We start from the raw sequence: 14617 nt of genomic DNA on the forward strand, positions 1-14617 counted from the left end.
TCAACGCCTGGCATTCGCCGGTATCCTTGCACACGTCTAGCACGGGCATCCGCCTGAACCTTTCCGTTACTGCTCCTCGCTTTTCATGGAGTGAAGCATGCTTAAACGCTGTATTTTCGTGGTCAGCATTCTGGTCGCCAGTCCTTTGGCCCAAGCGCATATCTTCCAGCGCGAATTGGGTGACTTCGACCTGAAGTTAGGTACAACCCCCAGCCGTACCATGGCCCAGGGCCTGGTCAAGCCGACCACCCCCGGCAGCGACTCGTTCCACGGTGGCCTGGACCTTACCCACGACAGCGGCCTGTATTTCGGCCAGTTTTCCCCGAACATGGGCCTGTCGTCGGCCAATAACCTTGAAGTCGACTCCTACATGGGCTTCAAGCGTCCGTTCGACCAGACCCTGGGCTACGAAGTCGGCTTGATCCACTACAGCTACCCCAAGGTCAGCCCCCTCGACAGCCAGGAGTTCTACGGCGGGCTGAACCTGCTGGGCAACCGCTTTGGCGTGTCTTTCAGCAACGACCCCGACCGCCAGGACAGCACCCTGTTTGCCGATCTGGGCGGCACCCAGCCTTTTGGCATCGGCGTCAGCATGAAGTACACCACCCATCAACTGGGCACGCCGGTCTCGGTAGAGAACGGCGCCATCAGCAGTTTCAGCGATTGGTCGGTACAGTTTTCCCGGGCCTGGAAAGGCATTGACCTGGACCTGATCTACAGCGGCTCCAGCCTCAGCGGGAGTGACTGCTCGGCCTACTCTGGACACAATTCGCAATGTGATGGGCTGTTGACCTTGAAGGCTGCACGGTCGTTTTATTGATGGGCTGAACTGTCGCACCCCGCGCAGGTTCACATGCATTAACGCCCTCCATGCAAGGACCTGCCCATGTTGCGCCGGCTCAAACTCCTGATGGTACTGCTGACCCTGAGCCTGGTGCTTGCCGGTTGTAATCGCGTGGGCCTGGCCTACCGTAACCTCGACGTGATCATTCCCTGGACCCTCAACGATTACCTGGACATGAATGCCGGGCAGAAGAGCTGGTTCAACGACACCCTCAAGGAACACCTGGCCTGGCACTGCACCACGCAATTGCCTGGCTACCTGGACTGGCTCGACCGCCTGCAGCAGATGGTCGACAGCAACCAGGTCACCGACGCCGCGTTGCAAACCCGTACTGTCGAAGCCAAACAGGCAATTGCCGAGATTGCGCGAGAAATCACCCCATCAGCCGTGCAATTGCTGCAAGGCCTGGACGATCAGCAGGTCAAGGACATGAGCGATGCCCTGGCCAAGGACCTGCGCAAACGCCAGGACGAATACCTCAAGCCGCCGCTGGCCCAGCAAATCAAGGATCGCGCCGAACGCATGAGCAAGCGCCTTGACGCCTGGATTGGCCCGTTGAGCACCGGCCAGCAAAACCGCGTGACGGCCTGGTCCATCGAGTTGGGCGCGCAAAACCAGGCATGGGTCGGTAACCGCGCCCATTGGCAGGCGCAATTTATCGAGGCGCTGCAACAGCGTCACAGTGCCGATTTCCCGCAGAAAATCCAGCAATTGCTGGTGGATCGTGAAAGCCTGTGGACCCCGCAATACCGCGCCGCCTATGCCCAGACCGAAGCCGCCGCGCGCAGCTTGCTCGTCGACGTGATGGCCCAAAGCTCTGCAGCGCAGCGCCTGAAACTCACCCAGAAAATCGACAAGGTCCGCAGCGACTTCCAGGCACTCAAATGCCTGAAAAGCGCGCAGTCTTGATGCGAGCCTCCCGTCAGAACCACAGGCGCACGCCAACTACCCAGCGCAGTTGGTGAATGTCCTCGTCTTCGTCCCGTGCATATTGCGCGGTCTGGCCATAAGCCCGATTCCAACTGACCCCAACGTAGGGCGCAAACTCCCGGCGAATTTCGTAGCGCAAGCGCAGGCCCAGTTCACTTTCTGACAAGCCCGAACCGATACCGCGTTGCGGATCGTTCTGCGCATAGAAATTGAGTTCTGCGGTAGGCTGCAGGATCAGGCGGTTGGTGAGCAGGATGTCGTAGTCACCTTCCAAGCGTGCCGCGGTATGCCCCGATTCGCCAACAAACAACGTGGCTTCGGCCTCGAAGTTGTAGAGCGCCATGCCTTGTAGGCCAAAGGCCGCCCAGGTCTGGCTGTCGCCGGGTTTGAAGTCCTGGCGCACGCCGCCGACCAGGTCCCACCACGGACTGATGGCATGCCCCCATAACGCTTGGGCTTCGGCGCTTTCAGTGCGGCCGGCGCTGCGCTCGCCTTCACTGCGTAGCCACAACCGGTCGATATCACCGCCGACCCAACCCTTGATGTCCCAACTCTGCGCGTTGCCGTCGCCGCCCTGCCATTCCAACTGGTTGATCAGCAGCATCGAGTTCACGCCGCTGTCGTGCACCTGATGCCCTCCCGGCGCGTTGTAGACCGCTGCACGGTCTGCGTCGGTCAGCGCCGGAATCGGCGTAAGGCTTTCGGTCAGCGCTGGCGTCGCCGGGCTCATGCCCTGAAATTCATCCTCGGCCGCCAACGCCCATGGGGCGAACCCCAGCGCGGCGAAGGCGATGCAAACGGGTAGAACACAACGGTTCATGCTCGCTTCCTTATTCATGCACGCGCACCTCACGGAACATGCCCATTTCCATGTGGTACAGCAGGTGGCAGTGATAGGCCCAGCGCCCCAGGGCATCGGCGGTGACGCGGTAACTGCGACGGGAGCCCGGTGGCATGTCGATCGTATGTTTGCGCACCTGGAACTGGCCGTTTTCGTCCTCCAGGTCGCTCCATAAGCCATGCAGGTGAATCGGGTGGGCCATCATGGTGTCGTTGACCAACACCAACCGCACGCGCTCGCCGTAGGTCAGTTGCAGGGGTTCGGCATCGGAAAACTTCACGCCATTGAACGACCAGGCGAACTTCTCCATATGCCCGGTGAGGTGCAATTCAAGCGTGCGCGAGGGGGCGCGGCCATCGGGGTCTTCGAAGGTACTGCGCAGGTCGGCATAGGTGAGCACCCGGCGGCCGTTGTTGCGCAGGCCGATTCCAGGGTCGTCCAGCTTGGGCACCGGGTTCATCGCTTGCATGTCCACCAGCGGGTTGTTCTGCTCGCTGGCGGGGTGGTTCTGCATCGCCATGCCCATGGCACTGTGATCCATGCCTTCCATGCCTGGCATATCGGCCATCGCGCCGTGGTCCATGCCGCCCATGCCCATATCGTCCATGGTCAGCCACGGGCGCGGATCCAGCGACGGTACCGGCGCCGTCGCGCCCTGCTGCCTGGCAAGGGTGCCACGAGCAAACCCTGTGCGGTCCATGGACTGGGCAAACAGGGTGTAGGCGTCTGCTACGGGCTCGACCAGCACATCGTAGGTTTCCGCCACGGCGATACGGAATTCATCGACGCTCACCGGCTTCACCGGCTGCCCATCCGCGGCGATCACGGTCATCTTCAACCCGGGAATACGCACATCGAAATAGGTCATCGCCGAGCCATTGATAAAGCGCAGGCGAATCTTTTCTCCCGGTTTGAACACCGCGGTCCAGTTCTGCCCAGGCGGCTGGCCGTTGAGCAAGTAGGTGTAGGTCTCGCCGCTGACGTCCGCAAGGTCGGTGGGGTTCATCTTCATTTGTGCCCACATCAGCCGGTCGGCAACCGTGGCCGACCAGCCCTGCTCGCCCACATCCCGGATGAAATCGCCCAGGGTGGGTTTGTGCAGGTTGTAGTAATCGGACTGCTTTTTGAGGGTCTTCATCAGGGCGACGGGGTCTTCGTCGGTCCAGTCCGACAGCATCACCACGTAGTCGCGCTGGTAGGCATACGGCTCGGGCTCCTTGGGGTCGATGACCAGCGGACCATACACGCCCTGCTGTTCCTGAAGCCCGGAATGGCTGTGATACCAGTAAGTGCCGTGCTGTTTGACCTTGAACTGGTAGACGTAAAGGCCGCCCGGCTCGATGCCCTTGAAGCTCAGGCCGGGCACGCCGTCCATGGTCGATGGCAGCAGGATGCCGTGCCAGTGGATCGAGGTGGGCTCCCCGAGGCGGTTTTTCACGCGCAGGGTCACGGTGTCGCCTTCGCGCCAGCGCAACAGCGGGCCGGGCAGGCTGCCGTTGACGGTCAACGCGGTGCGCGCACGGCCGGTCAGGTTGACGGGGGTCTGGTCAATAAACAGGTCAAATTCGCTGCCGGCGAGTACCGTGGGCTGGCCGGGGCTGGTCAGTGCCCACACCGGCGGGCGCCAAAGCCCGAGCCCGCCCAGCAGGCCGCCTGCGGCCAGGCCTTTGACGAATGTGCGTCTGGAGGTTGTGGAGTGCATGCCGATTCAAGTCCGTGAGTTGAATGGCAGCAGATTAGAAGTCGCCGGCTGTCAGCAACCTTAGCGGCAGATTACCGATTCGACAGGTTCACCCGGCACCCTCGGGGGCGCCGGGGCATAAGAGGATCAGGCGATCTGGGCTTTGGAGGCCACTTCAGCGAAGGTTGCCGGATCAAGCGCGTCAGCCTGCTCATCCAACACCTGGCGCGGATGATCATTGCCCGGAATCGAGCTGTCGATCAGCGCCAGCAATTGCGCACCCAGCGCCGTCAGGATGAAGTTCTCGCCATTGCCGCCCTCTTCTTCCGGCCGCGACTCGATAAAGCCACGCTTGAACAGCAGCGCCTCGTAATCGGCAGCGGTCTTCTTCAGCGCATCCAGGTTGCCAGTGTCCTCGCCGGCCGTCGCCTTCTCGGCCGCTTCCTGCTCGGCGTATTTGCGCGGGGCAAAGCTGCCCTCGCCGTTCTGCACTTCATGCAGCAGACGTTCGATCAGATCCCAATTGTAAGCCTTCATCCTGATTCCTCCTGCAGGCCGATGGAGTTAGCCCGTCTAAGGGAGTGACACGTCCTGGCACTGGCCGTTCAACCGAACGGACGGGCGTCATTTCTCTGAACTTTCCAGAGGTTCGCCACCTCAACTGCACATCACTGCCAAGGAAGTCCGACCATGAAAACCTTGATGAAGCTGACTCTCGCCGCCACGCTGCTAAGCGCCCTGCCCGCCTGGGCCTGCACGCCCGAGGAGGCCACCGCCAAGCGCGAAGAACTCGCCAAGCAAGTGACCAAGCTCACAGAGCAGAACCCGACCAAGGCCAAGGAGATGAATGACCAGTTGCAGAAAATGGACCTGGATACCGAAAGCGCCGAGTTTCCCGACAAGTGCCAGTTGATCGATGCGCGGCTCAAAGAGCTCAAGGAAGCGGCCGCCAAAACCAAAAACTGATGGCGAAAAAAAACCGGACATCGTCCGGTTTTTTTATGCCCGCCTGCTTATTCGGCAGCCGGAGCTTCTGGCTTGCGGCGCTTGAGCGGGGCCATGCCGTCCTTGCTGACGAGCGACAGGTTGTCGGTCTTCGGCCGGTTGGCGATCTTGCGCTTGGTCGGCGACTTGGCGCCGGTTTTCTTCTTGTCGCCCTTGGCGTCGGTCTTTTTCTTCTTCACGCCAACGGCCTTGCCCGACGCCTTGACCTTCTTCGGCCCGGTGTACGTGCCTTTGACTTCCTTGATGGTGCGGCGCTCGAACGACTGCTTCAGGTAGCGTTCGATGCTCGACATCAGGTTCCAGTCGCCGTGGCAGATCAGCGAGATGGCCAGGCCATCGTTGCCGGCCCGGCCGGTACGGCCGATACGGTGCACGTATTCGTCGCCGCTGCGTGGCATGTCGAAGTTGATCACCAGGTCCAGGCCGTCCACGTCGAGGCCGCGTGCGGCAACGTCGGTGGCCACCAGGATCTTCACGCCGCCCGCCTTGAGGCGGTCGATGGCCAGCTTGCGGTCCTTCTGGTCTTTCTCGCCGTGCAGCACGAACGCCTTGTATTCCTGCGCAACCAGGCGCCCGTAGATACGGTCGGCGGCGGCACGGGTGTTGGTGAACACGATGGCCTTCTGGTAGGTCTCGTTGGCCAGCAACCAGTTCAGGATCTGTTCTTTGTGCACGTTATGGTCAGCGGTAACGATTTGCTGGCGCGTGGTGGCGTTCAGGTCGCTGACGTTGTTGACCTGCAAGTGCTCAGGGTTGTTCAGCACCTTGGCGACCATGTCGCGCAGGGTCGAACCACCGGTGGTGGCGGAGAACAGCATGGTCTGCTGGCGGTTGACGCACTCGCCGACCAGACGTTGCACATCATCGGCAAAGCCCATGTCGAGCATGCGGTCGGCTTCGTCGAGCACCAGTACTTCGACTTCCTTGAGGTCAAGGTTGCCAGCGTTGAGCTGCTCGATCATGCGCCCTGGGGTGCCGATCAGAATATCCGGCACCTTGCGCAGCATGGCGGCCTGGACCTTGAAGTCTTCGCCACCGGTAATGATGCCGGACTTGATGAAGGTGAACTGCGAGAAGCGCTCGACTTCCTTGAGGGTCTGCTGGGCCAGCTCGCGGGTCGGCAGCAGGATCAGGGTCTTGATGCTGACGCGCACCTTGGCCGGGCCGATCAGGCGGTTGAGCACCGGCAGGACGAAAGCGGCGGTCTTGCCGCTGCCGGTTTGCGCCGTCACCCGCAGGTCACGCCCTTGCAGCGCGAGCGGGATGGCCGCTGCTTGCACAGGCGTAGGCTCGACAAATTTAAGCTCGGCCACGGCTTTGAGCAGGCGTTCGTGCAGGGCGAATTGGGAAAACACGGGTGCTACCTCGAAGAAATACAAAATATCAGCTGCATAGGTTACCGGTTTCGGGCGCCCAAACCGAGTTTCTTTACGCGAACGGGGCTAATCAGCTGCTTTTTTGTCAGCGATTTTGTCCAGGGCGTCAACTTTGTTGCACTTAAATGCTCTAATCGCCCCGTGTTGTCTTAAAGAAGAATCGGTTCACTCATGGATATCAAACAGCTCTGGCTCAACGTCAAAGACCTTTGGGGCACCCTCGATGAACACCCGGTCCTGCATTCCAGCCTCGGCTTGCTGGTGTTGCTGGTGGTGGCATTGGTGGTGGGACGGGTCGCCCGTTACCTCATCTTGCACGCGGTCAAATTGCTCGGCCGGCAACCGGCCCTGCACTGGCTGAACGACCTGCGGCACAACAAAGTCTTTCATCGCCTGGCGCAAATGACGCCGTCGCTGGTGGTCCAGTTCGGCCTGTACCTGGTGCCGGACCTGAGCAAGACCGCCATCCTGTTCATCGGCAACGTGGCCTTGGCGATCAGCATTCTGTTCATGGTGCTGGCGATTAGCGCCCTGCTCAACGCGCTGCTGGATATCTACGCACGCACCGAACACGCACGCACCCGCTCGATCAAGGGCTATGTGCAACTGGCGAAAATGGTGCTGTTCGTGTTTGGCGCGATCATCATCGTCGCCACCCTGATCGACCGCTCGCCGCTGTTGCTGCTGTCAGGCCTGGGTGCGATGTCGGCGGTAATTCTGTTGGTGTACAAGGACACCCTGCTGTCGTTCGTCGCCAGCGTGCAATTGACCAGCAACGACATGCTGCGCGTGGGTGACTGGATCGAAATGCCTCAGGTCGGCGCCGATGGTGATGTGGTGGATATAACGCTGCACACGGTGAAGGTGCAGAACTTCGACAAGACCATCGTTTCCATCCCCACCTGGCGCCTGATGTCCGAGTCGTTCAAAAACTGGCGTGGCATGCAGGCCTCCGGTGGGCGCCGTATCAAACGCAGCCTGTACATCGACGCCAGCGGCGTGCGTTTCCTGAACGATGAGGAAGAAGTGCGCATGACCCAGGTACACCTGCTCAGCGGCTATATCAGCCGCAAACAGGCCGAACTCAAGGCCTGGAACGAGGCCCAGGGCCACAGCGCGCAACTGTCGGCCAACCGTCGGCGCATGACCAACCTCGGCACCTTCCGCGCCTACGCCCTGGCGTACCTGCAAAGCCACCCGGACATCCAGCCGAACATGACCTGCATGGTGCGCCAGATGCAAACCGCCGCCCAGGGCGTGCCGCTGGAGATCTACTGCTTTACCCGCACCACGGCGTGGGGCGATTACGAGCGGATCCAGGGGGATATCTTCGATTATCTATTGGCCGTGTTGCCGGAGTTCGGGCTGAGCCTGTATCAGCAGCCGAGTGGCAATGACCTGCGCGCCGGCGTGCTGCCGGCGTTGGCTGGGGCCATGCCGGTGCCCGTCGCCGAAACGGCATAAGGTGATGCGAACGGGATTACGGCAGTGATGCCGTAATCTCCTTGCGGCACACCTCAAGCACTTCATCGGCCAGGGCGGAATCGTCCGGGCACGCCCGCGACAGCATGATTGCGCCGATGGCATGGGCCATGCTGTCGAGCATTTTCGCCCGCACGTCTTCCTGTGGCCCGTCATGAGCCGCGCTGTATTTTGCTTCCAAGGCCTGCAGGGTATTTTCCAAACCCTCGGCGAAGGTCGCCTTCAGCGTGTCCGATTGACGGGCAGCATCGGCACACAACGCCGCCAAGGTGCATCCGCCGCCGCGATGATCGCGGTGCTGCCTGGACAGGTAAACCTCGAAAAACTGCTCCACCTCCATCTCTGCGCTGTCGGCCAGTGACTGCGCCAGGCTGTTGGCGGCTGCTTCCGCCATCAGGTCCGCCTTGGAACCGAAGTGCTTGTAAAAGCCGCCTTGGGTAAACCCGGCCGCGGCCATCAACTCGGCCACGCCCACCCCATCGAAACCCCGCTCACGGAACAACTCGGAAGCTGTCGCGACGATATGAGCCCGATTGTTCTGTGACTGCGCCTTGGTGATCTTCATGTCAGTGGTCCTGCCAGCTTGCGAGATAGGCATATTACTATGATGTCGATCATAATCAAAACCGTTGACAGCTTTGATTATGATCGACATCATAAAACCTCCTCGCACTCACAGAGCATCACACCATGAGCACTTCCAACACCGTTCTGATCACTGGCGCTTCGACCGGCATTGGCGCCGCCTACGCCGAACGCTTTGCCGCACGCGGCCACGACCTCGTACTGGTCGCCCGTGACGTCACGCGCCTGGAAGCGCTCGCCGCCCGACTGCGTGAACACCACGCCGTCAGCATTGATATCCTCCCGGCCGACCTGACCCAGAGCGCGGACCTGGCAGTGGTTGAAGCGCGCCTGCGCGATGACGCCAGCATTGGCACCCTGGTCAACAATGCCGGCGCCGCGCAGTCCGGCGGTTTTATCGAACAATCCACCGACAGCGTCGCGCAGTTGGTCGCCCTTAACACCACCGCGCTGGTACGCCTGGCCAGTGCCATCGCCCCGCGCCTGGCGGCAGCGGGCAACGGCGCTATCATCAACATTGGCTCGGTAGTGGGCCTGGCCCCGGAATTCGGCATGACGGTCTACGGCGCGACCAAGGCGTTCGTGCTGTTCCTGTCCCAGGGCATGAGCCTGGAACTGGCGCCCAAAGGCGTGTACGTGCAAGCCGTGCTGCCCGCCGCCACACGTACCGAGATCTGGGAACGTGCGGGCATTGATATCAACACCCTCACGGACGTGATGGAAGTGGGCGATCTGGTGGACGCGGCGTTGGTGGGTTTCGATCGCCGCGAGCCGGTGACCATTCCGCCGTTGCAGGACGGCGCCCGCTGGGATGCGTTGCAAGCTGCGCGACAAGGCCTGCTGACGCAGATCAAGCAGTCTCAGGTTGCTGAGCGTTATCTGGCCAACGCCTGATCAACCGGTAGCAGGCGTGCTCCGCGCCTGCCCTTCTCATTAAAGCAACGAGCGTTGAACCATGAAGGCATTTTCCATCGAGCGGTACGGCAAGCAGCCCGGCCGCCTCATCGAGGCCCCCGCGCCTGTCGTGGGTGAGCACGACGTGCTGGTTCAGGTGCGGGCCAGCAGCGTCAATGTGCTGGATGCAAAGATCGCCAAAGGCGAATTCAAACTGATCCTGCCCTATGCGTTGCCGTTGACACTGGGCAATGACCTGGCCGGCGTGGTGCTCAGCGTCGGCGCGGCGGTACGACGCTTCAAGCCGGGGGACGAAGTCTACGCCCGCCCGCCCCAGCAGCGTATCGGCACCTTCGCCGAGTTGATTGCCGTGCGCGAAGACGCACTGGCGCGCAAACCCACGAATATCAACATGGAACAAGCCGCGTCCCTGCCCCTGGTCGCGCTGACGGCGTGGCAGGTGCTGGTGGAAACCGCGAAACTGAAGAAAGGCCAGAAGGTGTTCATTCATGCGGGCTCAGGCGGGGTGGGCAGTATCGCCATCCAACTGGCCAAGCATTTGGGCGCTTTTGTCGCGACCACCACCAGCACCGCCAATGTGGAGTGGGTCAAGGCGTTGGGGGCGGATGTGGTGATCGACTATAAACAGCAAGCCTTCGAGGCCGTGCTGCGAGATTACGATGTGGTGCTCAACAGCCTAGGCGCGGATGCGCTGGCCAAGTCACTGAAGATTCTCAAGCCCGGCGGTCAACTCATCTCCATCTCCGGGCCGCCGACGCCCGCCTTCGCCCGCGCCCAGAACCTGCCATGGGTATTAGGCCTGGTCATGGGTGTGTTGAGCAGCGGTATCCGCAGGAAAGCACGCAAGCAAGGCGTGAGCTATGACTTTGTGTTCATGCGTGCCAGTGGCGCCCAACTGGATGAAATCACCGCGTTGGTTGAGTCCGGGATTATCCGGCCGGTCATCGACCGTACCTTTCCTTTCGAATCCACGGCGGCGGCCCTGGACTATGTCGAACAAGGCCGCGCCAAAGGCAAGGTGGTGATCACAATGGCGACGGCACCGCCCGACGCACACCCAGCCGGCTGATCCACACCGCCCCCAGAATCACCAGACCGCCCAGGGCCAAACGGCCCAGCGGCTCGTGCTGGTTCCAGATCAGCAGGTTCAGCAGCAACCCCACCGGCACATGCAGGTTGTTCATCACCGCCAGGGTGCCGCCATTGACCAGGCAGGCGCCCTTGTTCCACCAGTACATGCCCAGCGCGGTGCTGACCAACCCGAGGAACACCAGTACGCCCCATTGCAGTGGCGCTTGCGGCAGGAAGTCAGCTTTGCCGAACAGCAGGAACGCCGGCAACACCACCAACAAGGCGCCCAGATAGAAATAACCGAAACGCCGAAAGTGCGGCTGGTCACTGGGATAACGCGCCACCAGGTGCTTGTACATGACTTGCCCGGCGGCGTAGGTGAAGTTGGCCAATTGCAGGAGCAAGAACCCCATCAAAAAGTGCGGGGTGATCTGATCGAAACGAATCACCGCCGCACCACCCACCGCCACCAGGGCCGCCACCAGCGCCCAGGGATTGAAGCGGCGATTAAGCGCGTCCTCGATCAGCGTCACATGCAGCGGTGTGAGGATGGTGAACAGCAGCACTTCCGGCACCGTCAACACGCGAAAGCTCAGGTACAGGCATACGTAGGTCACGCCGAACTGCAATGCGCCGATCACCAACATGCCGCGCATGAACGCGGGCTCCACCGAGCGCCAGCGCGTCAGCGGAATAAAGATCAGCCCGGCCAGCACCACACGCACCAGCACGGCAAAGTAGCTGTCGACGTGACCGGCGAGGTATTCGCCAATCAAGCTGAAGGAAAATGCCTGAATCAGGGTGACAACCAGTAGATAGCCCATGCGCGCCTCATTTCGAATGGGCGCGACATTAAAGCTTTTTGGGGCTTGAAGAAACTCGGCGCAAAAAAAACCCGACCTCGCTAAAGCGGCAGTCGGGCAGGAGCACTCAGGAGCAAAAAGTGCAAAGGGAGGTTCGATACGCGTACTTGAAGGGTTTGCGTGGGGCTATATAAGCAGCACGGGATTATCTGACGATTAACGCCTCAGGCCACCTGGGCCAGCAGTGCCTTGGCGTGATTGACGCCCTTCTCCTGGAAGTCGCCGCCCAGGTTGACGCCTTCGGCGTGAATGAAGGTGACGTCATGAATGCCGATAAATGCCATGACCTGGCGCAGGTACGGTTCCTGATGATCCGAGGTAGCACCCGTGTGGATACCGCCGCGCGCGGTGAGCACGATGGCGCGCTTGCCGGTCAACAAACCCTGGGGCCCGGTAGCGGTGTACTTGAAGGTCACACCGGCCCGCAACACGTGATCCAGCCAGGCTTTGAGGGTGCTGGGGATGGCGAAGTTGTACATCGGCGCGGCCATCACCAACACGTCGGCGGCCAGCAGTTCGTCAGTCAACTCGTTGGAGCGGTCCAGGGACACCTGTTCGTCGTCGTTACGCTGCTCCGCCGGCTTCATCCAGCCGCCCAGCAGGTTGGCATCCAGGTGGGGGACCGGATTGAGCGCAACGTCGCGCACGGTGATGTGGTCTGCCGGATGGGCGACTTGCCATTGGCTGATGAACTGTTGGGTGAGCTGGCGGGAAATGGAATCCTGCTGGCGCGCACTGCTTTCGATGATCAGAACATTGGACATGGCTTCGTAGGCTCCATCGGTAATTGCTGTAAGTCGATGGAGAGAAGGTTAACCAGGGCCCATTCGATAAAAAAGCGCAAAAAACTGCTACAACCCATCTAGAAATTTGTTTATATGCGGAGTATTCCTGTGGGCATGCCCCGCTGGTGCTTTATTTTGGCGCGCAGTCCAGGGCAATACGCATCTTGATGATGGCGCGGTTGAACTTGACCGTGGTGTTAGTGTTTTTGCCAGCAGGCACGGTCACGGTACGACGGCGTGGCGATTCCGGGCCGTTGGTGAAGGTTACCGAACACACAGCATCCTGGGTGCCGTAGTTGCTTAGCTGAATCGAACTGATGTCTGCGTCCACATCGGACGCGGTGTAATCAATGCTGACGCCATCGATCTTTTTCGTCACGTCGATAGGATAGGCAAACGCGCTCATCGGCAGCAGCGCCAGCAACACACAACACAATTTTCTCATTCGGCAGTCTCCAATAAGGACCGCCAGCTTAGGACAAGAGGAGCTCATCTTGAAAGCGCCCCGCGTTACCCTCGATCAATGGCGCACCTTGCAAGCCGTGGTCGACCATGGCGGCTTTGCCCAAGCCGCCGAAGCGCTGCACCGTTCGCAATCTTCGGTGAGCTACACCGTGGCGCGCATGCAGGACCAACTCGGCGTCCCGCTGCTGCGCATCGACGGGCGCAAGGCGGTGCTGACCGAGGCCGGTGAGGTGCTGCTGCGCCGCTCTCGCCAACTGGTGAAAAACGCCAGCCAACTGGAAGACCTCGCCCATCACATGGAACAGGGCTGGGAAGCCGAAGTGCGCCTGGTGGTGGATGCCGCCTACCCCAGCGCACGTCTGGTTCGCGCGTTAACCGCTTTTATGCCGCAAAGCCGTGGCTGCCGGGTGCGCCTGCGCGAAGAGGTGCTGTCCGGGGTCGAAGAGTTGCTGCTCGACGGCATGGCGGACCTGGCCATTTGCGGGTTTATCATCCCAGGCTACCTGGGCACGGAAATGAGCGATGTGGAGTTCGTCGCCGTGGCCCACCCCGATCACTCGCTGCATCGCCTCAACCGTGAGCTGAGTTTCCACGACCTTGAAAGCCAGATGCAGGTGGTGATCCGTGACTCCGGCCGCCAGCAACCGCGCGACGTCGGCTGGCTCGGCGCCGAACAGCGCTGGACCGTTGGCAGCCTCGCGACCGCGGCCACCTTCGTCGGCAGCGGCCTGGGCTTTGCCTGGCTGCCCCGGCACATGATCGAGCGCGAACTCAAGGAAGGCGTGCTCAAGCAGCTTCCCCTGGAAAAAGGCGGCAGTCGCAACCCGACGTTTTACCTGTACTCCAACAAAGACAAACCCCTGGGGCCCGCCACGCAGATCCTCGTGGAATTGCTGCGCACCTTTGACACCGCTCCCCTGGACGCGCCCTTTGCCGCTCCCCAACAAGCCTGAAACGGAGTTCACCCATGGCCTGGTTCGACCATGAAGGCTGCAGCCTGCATTACGAAGAATATGGTCATGGCAACCCGCTGATCCTGATCCACGGCCTGGGCTCCAGCAGCCAGGATTGGGAACTGCAAATACCGGTACTCGCCCGGCACTACCGCCTGATCGTGGTTGACGTGCGCGGCCATGGTCGCTCGGACAAACCCCGAGAGCGCTACAGCATCAAAGGGTTTACCTTCGACCTGATCGCGCTGATCGAACACCTCGACCTGCCAGCGGCCCACGTGGTGGGTTTATCCATGGGCGGCATGATCGCCTTCCAACTGGCGGTGGATGAACCCCTGCGGGTCAAGAGCCTGTGCATCGTCAACAGCGCGCCTGAGGTCAAGGTGCGCAGTGCCGATGACTATTGGCAGTGGGCCAAACGCTGGACCCTGGCCCGCGTGCTCAGCCTGGGCACCATCGGCAAGGCCTTGGGCGATCGGCTGTTCCCCAAACCTGAGCAGGCCGACCTGCGCCGCAAGATGGCCGAGCGCTGGGCAAGCAACGACAAACGTGCTTATCTCGCCAGCTTCGACGCCATTGTGGGCTGGGGCGTGCAGGAACAACTGTCGAGAATTGCCTGTCCAACCCTGGTCATCAGCGCCGACCATGACTACACCCCCGTGGCGCAGAAAGAAATCTATGTAAAACTGCTGCCCGATGCGCGACTGGTGGTCATCGAAGATTCCCGCCATGCCACGCCCTTGGACCAACCCGAGGTCTTTAACGCGACCTTGCTCGATTTTCTAAAGACCGTCGAAACCACTACCCAGGATCACTGACCC

16 protein-coding genes are annotated in these 14617 nt (G+C 61.0%); 8 read left to right on the top strand and 8 right to left on the bottom strand.

Annotated features, from left to right (window positions below):
• Positions 1-97 precede the first annotated feature (97 nt).
• Positions 98-820 carry a TorF family putative porin gene (locus N2A98_RS19025; RefSeq protein ID WP_044275019.1) on the top strand — a complete coding sequence of 241 codons (723 nt, stop codon included), beginning with the start codon at positions 98-100 and terminating at the stop codon, positions 818-820.
• 66 nt (positions 821-886) lie between these two features.
• A complete protein-coding gene (locus N2A98_RS19030; RefSeq protein WP_275622501.1) occupies positions 887-1753 on the top strand; it encodes a DUF6279 family lipoprotein in 867 nt (288 codons plus the stop codon).
• A gap of 13 nt (positions 1754-1766) precedes the next feature.
• Here the strand turns inward: N2A98_RS19030 and N2A98_RS19035 are convergent, their stop codons facing one another.
• From N2A98_RS19035 to N2A98_RS19045, 3 genes are all read right to left on the bottom strand, one after another.
• A complete protein-coding gene (locus N2A98_RS19035; RefSeq protein WP_275622502.1) occupies positions 1767-2594 on the bottom strand; it encodes a copper resistance protein B in 828 nt (275 codons plus the stop codon).
• A 10-nt stretch (positions 2595-2604) separates the two neighbouring features.
• Entirely contained in the window at positions 2605-4317 is a 1713-nt protein-coding gene (locus tag N2A98_RS19040; protein ID WP_275622503.1) for a copper resistance system multicopper oxidase, read from the bottom strand.
• A 126-nt stretch (positions 4318-4443) separates the two neighbouring features.
• The gene (locus tag N2A98_RS19045) at positions 4444-4833 is read right to left on the bottom strand and encodes a hypothetical protein (RefSeq protein WP_044275025.1); all 390 of its coding nucleotides are present in this window, start codon (positions 4831-4833) and stop codon (positions 4444-4446) included.
• A 153-nt stretch (positions 4834-4986) separates the two neighbouring features.
• On the opposite strand from N2A98_RS19045, the gene N2A98_RS19050 reads away from it, so the two are divergent.
• The gene (locus N2A98_RS19050; RefSeq protein ID WP_044275027.1) at positions 4987-5262 is read left to right on the top strand and encodes a hypothetical protein; all 276 of its coding nucleotides are present in this window, start codon (positions 4987-4989) and stop codon (positions 5260-5262) included.
• A gap of 47 nt (positions 5263-5309) precedes the next feature.
• Here the strand turns inward: N2A98_RS19050 and N2A98_RS19055 are convergent, their stop codons facing one another.
• Positions 5310-6656, bottom strand: coding sequence for a DEAD/DEAH box helicase (locus tag N2A98_RS19055; RefSeq protein ID WP_003193110.1), 1347 nt, complete (start codon positions 6654-6656; stop codon positions 5310-5312).
• A 192-nt stretch (positions 6657-6848) separates the two neighbouring features.
• Between N2A98_RS19055 and N2A98_RS19060 the strand changes: the two genes are divergently transcribed.
• Complete coding sequence (locus tag N2A98_RS19060) at positions 6849-8141, top strand: mechanosensitive ion channel family protein (RefSeq protein ID WP_275622504.1); 1293 nt, start codon at positions 6849-6851, stop codon at positions 8139-8141.
• Positions 8142-8157: 16 nt separating this feature from the next.
• Here the strand turns inward: N2A98_RS19060 and N2A98_RS19065 are convergent, their stop codons facing one another.
• On the bottom strand, positions 8158-8724 hold the full coding sequence (locus tag N2A98_RS19065; RefSeq protein ID WP_032895860.1) for a TetR/AcrR family transcriptional regulator: 567 nt from the start codon (positions 8722-8724) through the stop codon (positions 8158-8160).
• A 125-nt stretch (positions 8725-8849) separates the two neighbouring features.
• Between N2A98_RS19065 and N2A98_RS19070 the strand changes: the two genes are divergently transcribed.
• Together N2A98_RS19070 and N2A98_RS19075 are read left to right on the top strand one after the other, a co-directional pair.
• On the top strand, positions 8850-9638 hold the full coding sequence (locus N2A98_RS19070) for an SDR family oxidoreductase (RefSeq protein ID WP_047711536.1): 789 nt from the start codon (positions 8850-8852) through the stop codon (positions 9636-9638).
• A gap of 61 nt (positions 9639-9699) precedes the next feature.
• A complete protein-coding gene (locus N2A98_RS19075; RefSeq protein ID WP_275622505.1) occupies positions 9700-10728 on the top strand; it encodes an NADP-dependent oxidoreductase in 1029 nt (342 codons plus the stop codon).
• Here N2A98_RS19075 and N2A98_RS19080 read toward each other — a convergent pair.
• The 3 genes from N2A98_RS19080 to N2A98_RS19090 form a co-directional block, all read right to left on the bottom strand.
• Positions 10685-11554 (bottom strand): carboxylate/amino acid/amine transporter, encoded by an 870-nt coding sequence (locus N2A98_RS19080; RefSeq protein ID WP_003193117.1) that lies wholly within the window; start codon positions 11552-11554, stop codon positions 10685-10687. The two genes, N2A98_RS19075 and N2A98_RS19080, sit on opposite strands and share 44 nt — an antisense overlap.
• Positions 11555-11757: 203 nt before the next feature.
• On the bottom strand, positions 11758-12357 hold the full coding sequence (locus tag N2A98_RS19085) for an FMN-dependent NADH-azoreductase (RefSeq protein WP_044275035.1): 600 nt from the start codon (positions 12355-12357) through the stop codon (positions 11758-11760).
• A gap of 151 nt (positions 12358-12508) precedes the next feature.
• Positions 12509-12823: a 3-phosphoglycerate kinase gene (locus tag N2A98_RS19090; RefSeq protein ID WP_044275036.1), complete on the bottom strand. Its 315-nt coding sequence runs from the start codon at positions 12821-12823 to the stop codon at positions 12509-12511.
• Between the two features lie 49 nt (positions 12824-12872).
• Here N2A98_RS19090 and N2A98_RS19095 point away from each other — a divergent pair, with 49 nt between their 5' ends.
• Both N2A98_RS19095 and N2A98_RS19100 read left to right on the top strand, forming a co-directional pair.
• Complete coding sequence (locus N2A98_RS19095; protein ID WP_003193120.1) at positions 12873-13796, top strand: LysR family transcriptional regulator; 924 nt, start codon at positions 12873-12875, stop codon at positions 13794-13796.
• Positions 13797-13810: 14 nt separating this feature from the next.
• Positions 13811-14614 carry an alpha/beta hydrolase gene (locus tag N2A98_RS19100; RefSeq protein ID WP_047711538.1) on the top strand — a complete coding sequence of 268 codons (804 nt, stop codon included), beginning with the start codon at positions 13811-13813 and terminating at the stop codon, positions 14612-14614.
• Positions 14615-14617 lie beyond the last annotated feature (3 nt).

Source organism: Pseudomonas sp. FJ2-5-13 (genome assembly GCF_029201605.1).
GTDB lineage: Bacteria > Pseudomonadota > Gammaproteobacteria > Pseudomonadales > Pseudomonadaceae > Aquipseudomonas > Aquipseudomonas lactis.

Bases quoted from the DNA above. Each gene is read 5' to 3' on its own strand.
- N2A98_RS19080 (WP_003193117.1), bottom strand. From the start codon at position 11,554: ATGGGCTATCTACTGGTTGTCACCCTGATTCAGGCATTTTCCTTCAGC.
- N2A98_RS19090 (WP_044275036.1), bottom strand. From the start codon at position 12,823: ATGAGAAAATTGTGTTGTGTGTTGCTGGCGCTGCTGCCGATGAGCGCG.
- N2A98_RS19025 (WP_044275019.1), top strand. From the start codon at position 98: ATGCTTAAACGCTGTATTTTCGTGGTCAGCATTCTGGTCGCCAGTCCT.
- N2A98_RS19070 (WP_047711536.1), top strand. From the start codon at position 8,850: ATGAGCACTTCCAACACCGTTCTGATCACTGGCGCTTCGACCGGCATT.
- N2A98_RS19050 (WP_044275027.1), top strand. From the start codon at position 4,987: ATGAAAACCTTGATGAAGCTGACTCTCGCCGCCACGCTGCTAAGCGCC.
- N2A98_RS19040 (WP_275622503.1), bottom strand. From the start codon at position 4,317: ATGCACTCCACAACCTCCAGACGCACATTCGTCAAAGGCCTGGCCGCA.
- N2A98_RS19075 (WP_275622505.1), top strand. From the start codon at position 9,700: ATGAAGGCATTTTCCATCGAGCGGTACGGCAAGCAGCCCGGCCGCCTC.
- N2A98_RS19085 (WP_044275035.1), bottom strand. From the start codon at position 12,357: ATGTCCAATGTTCTGATCATCGAAAGCAGTGCGCGCCAGCAGGATTCC.
- N2A98_RS19060 (WP_275622504.1), top strand. From the start codon at position 6,849: ATGGATATCAAACAGCTCTGGCTCAACGTCAAAGACCTTTGGGGCACC.
- N2A98_RS19045 (WP_044275025.1), bottom strand. From the start codon at position 4,833: ATGAAGGCTTACAATTGGGATCTGATCGAACGTCTGCTGCATGAAGTG.
- N2A98_RS19065 (WP_032895860.1), bottom strand. From the start codon at position 8,724: ATGAAGATCACCAAGGCGCAGTCACAGAACAATCGGGCTCATATCGTC.
- N2A98_RS19035 (WP_275622502.1), bottom strand. From the start codon at position 2,594: ATGAACCGTTGTGTTCTACCCGTTTGCATCGCCTTCGCCGCGCTGGGG.
- N2A98_RS19100 (WP_047711538.1), top strand. From the start codon at position 13,811: ATGGCCTGGTTCGACCATGAAGGCTGCAGCCTGCATTACGAAGAATAT.
- N2A98_RS19030 (WP_275622501.1), top strand. From the start codon at position 887: ATGTTGCGCCGGCTCAAACTCCTGATGGTACTGCTGACCCTGAGCCTG.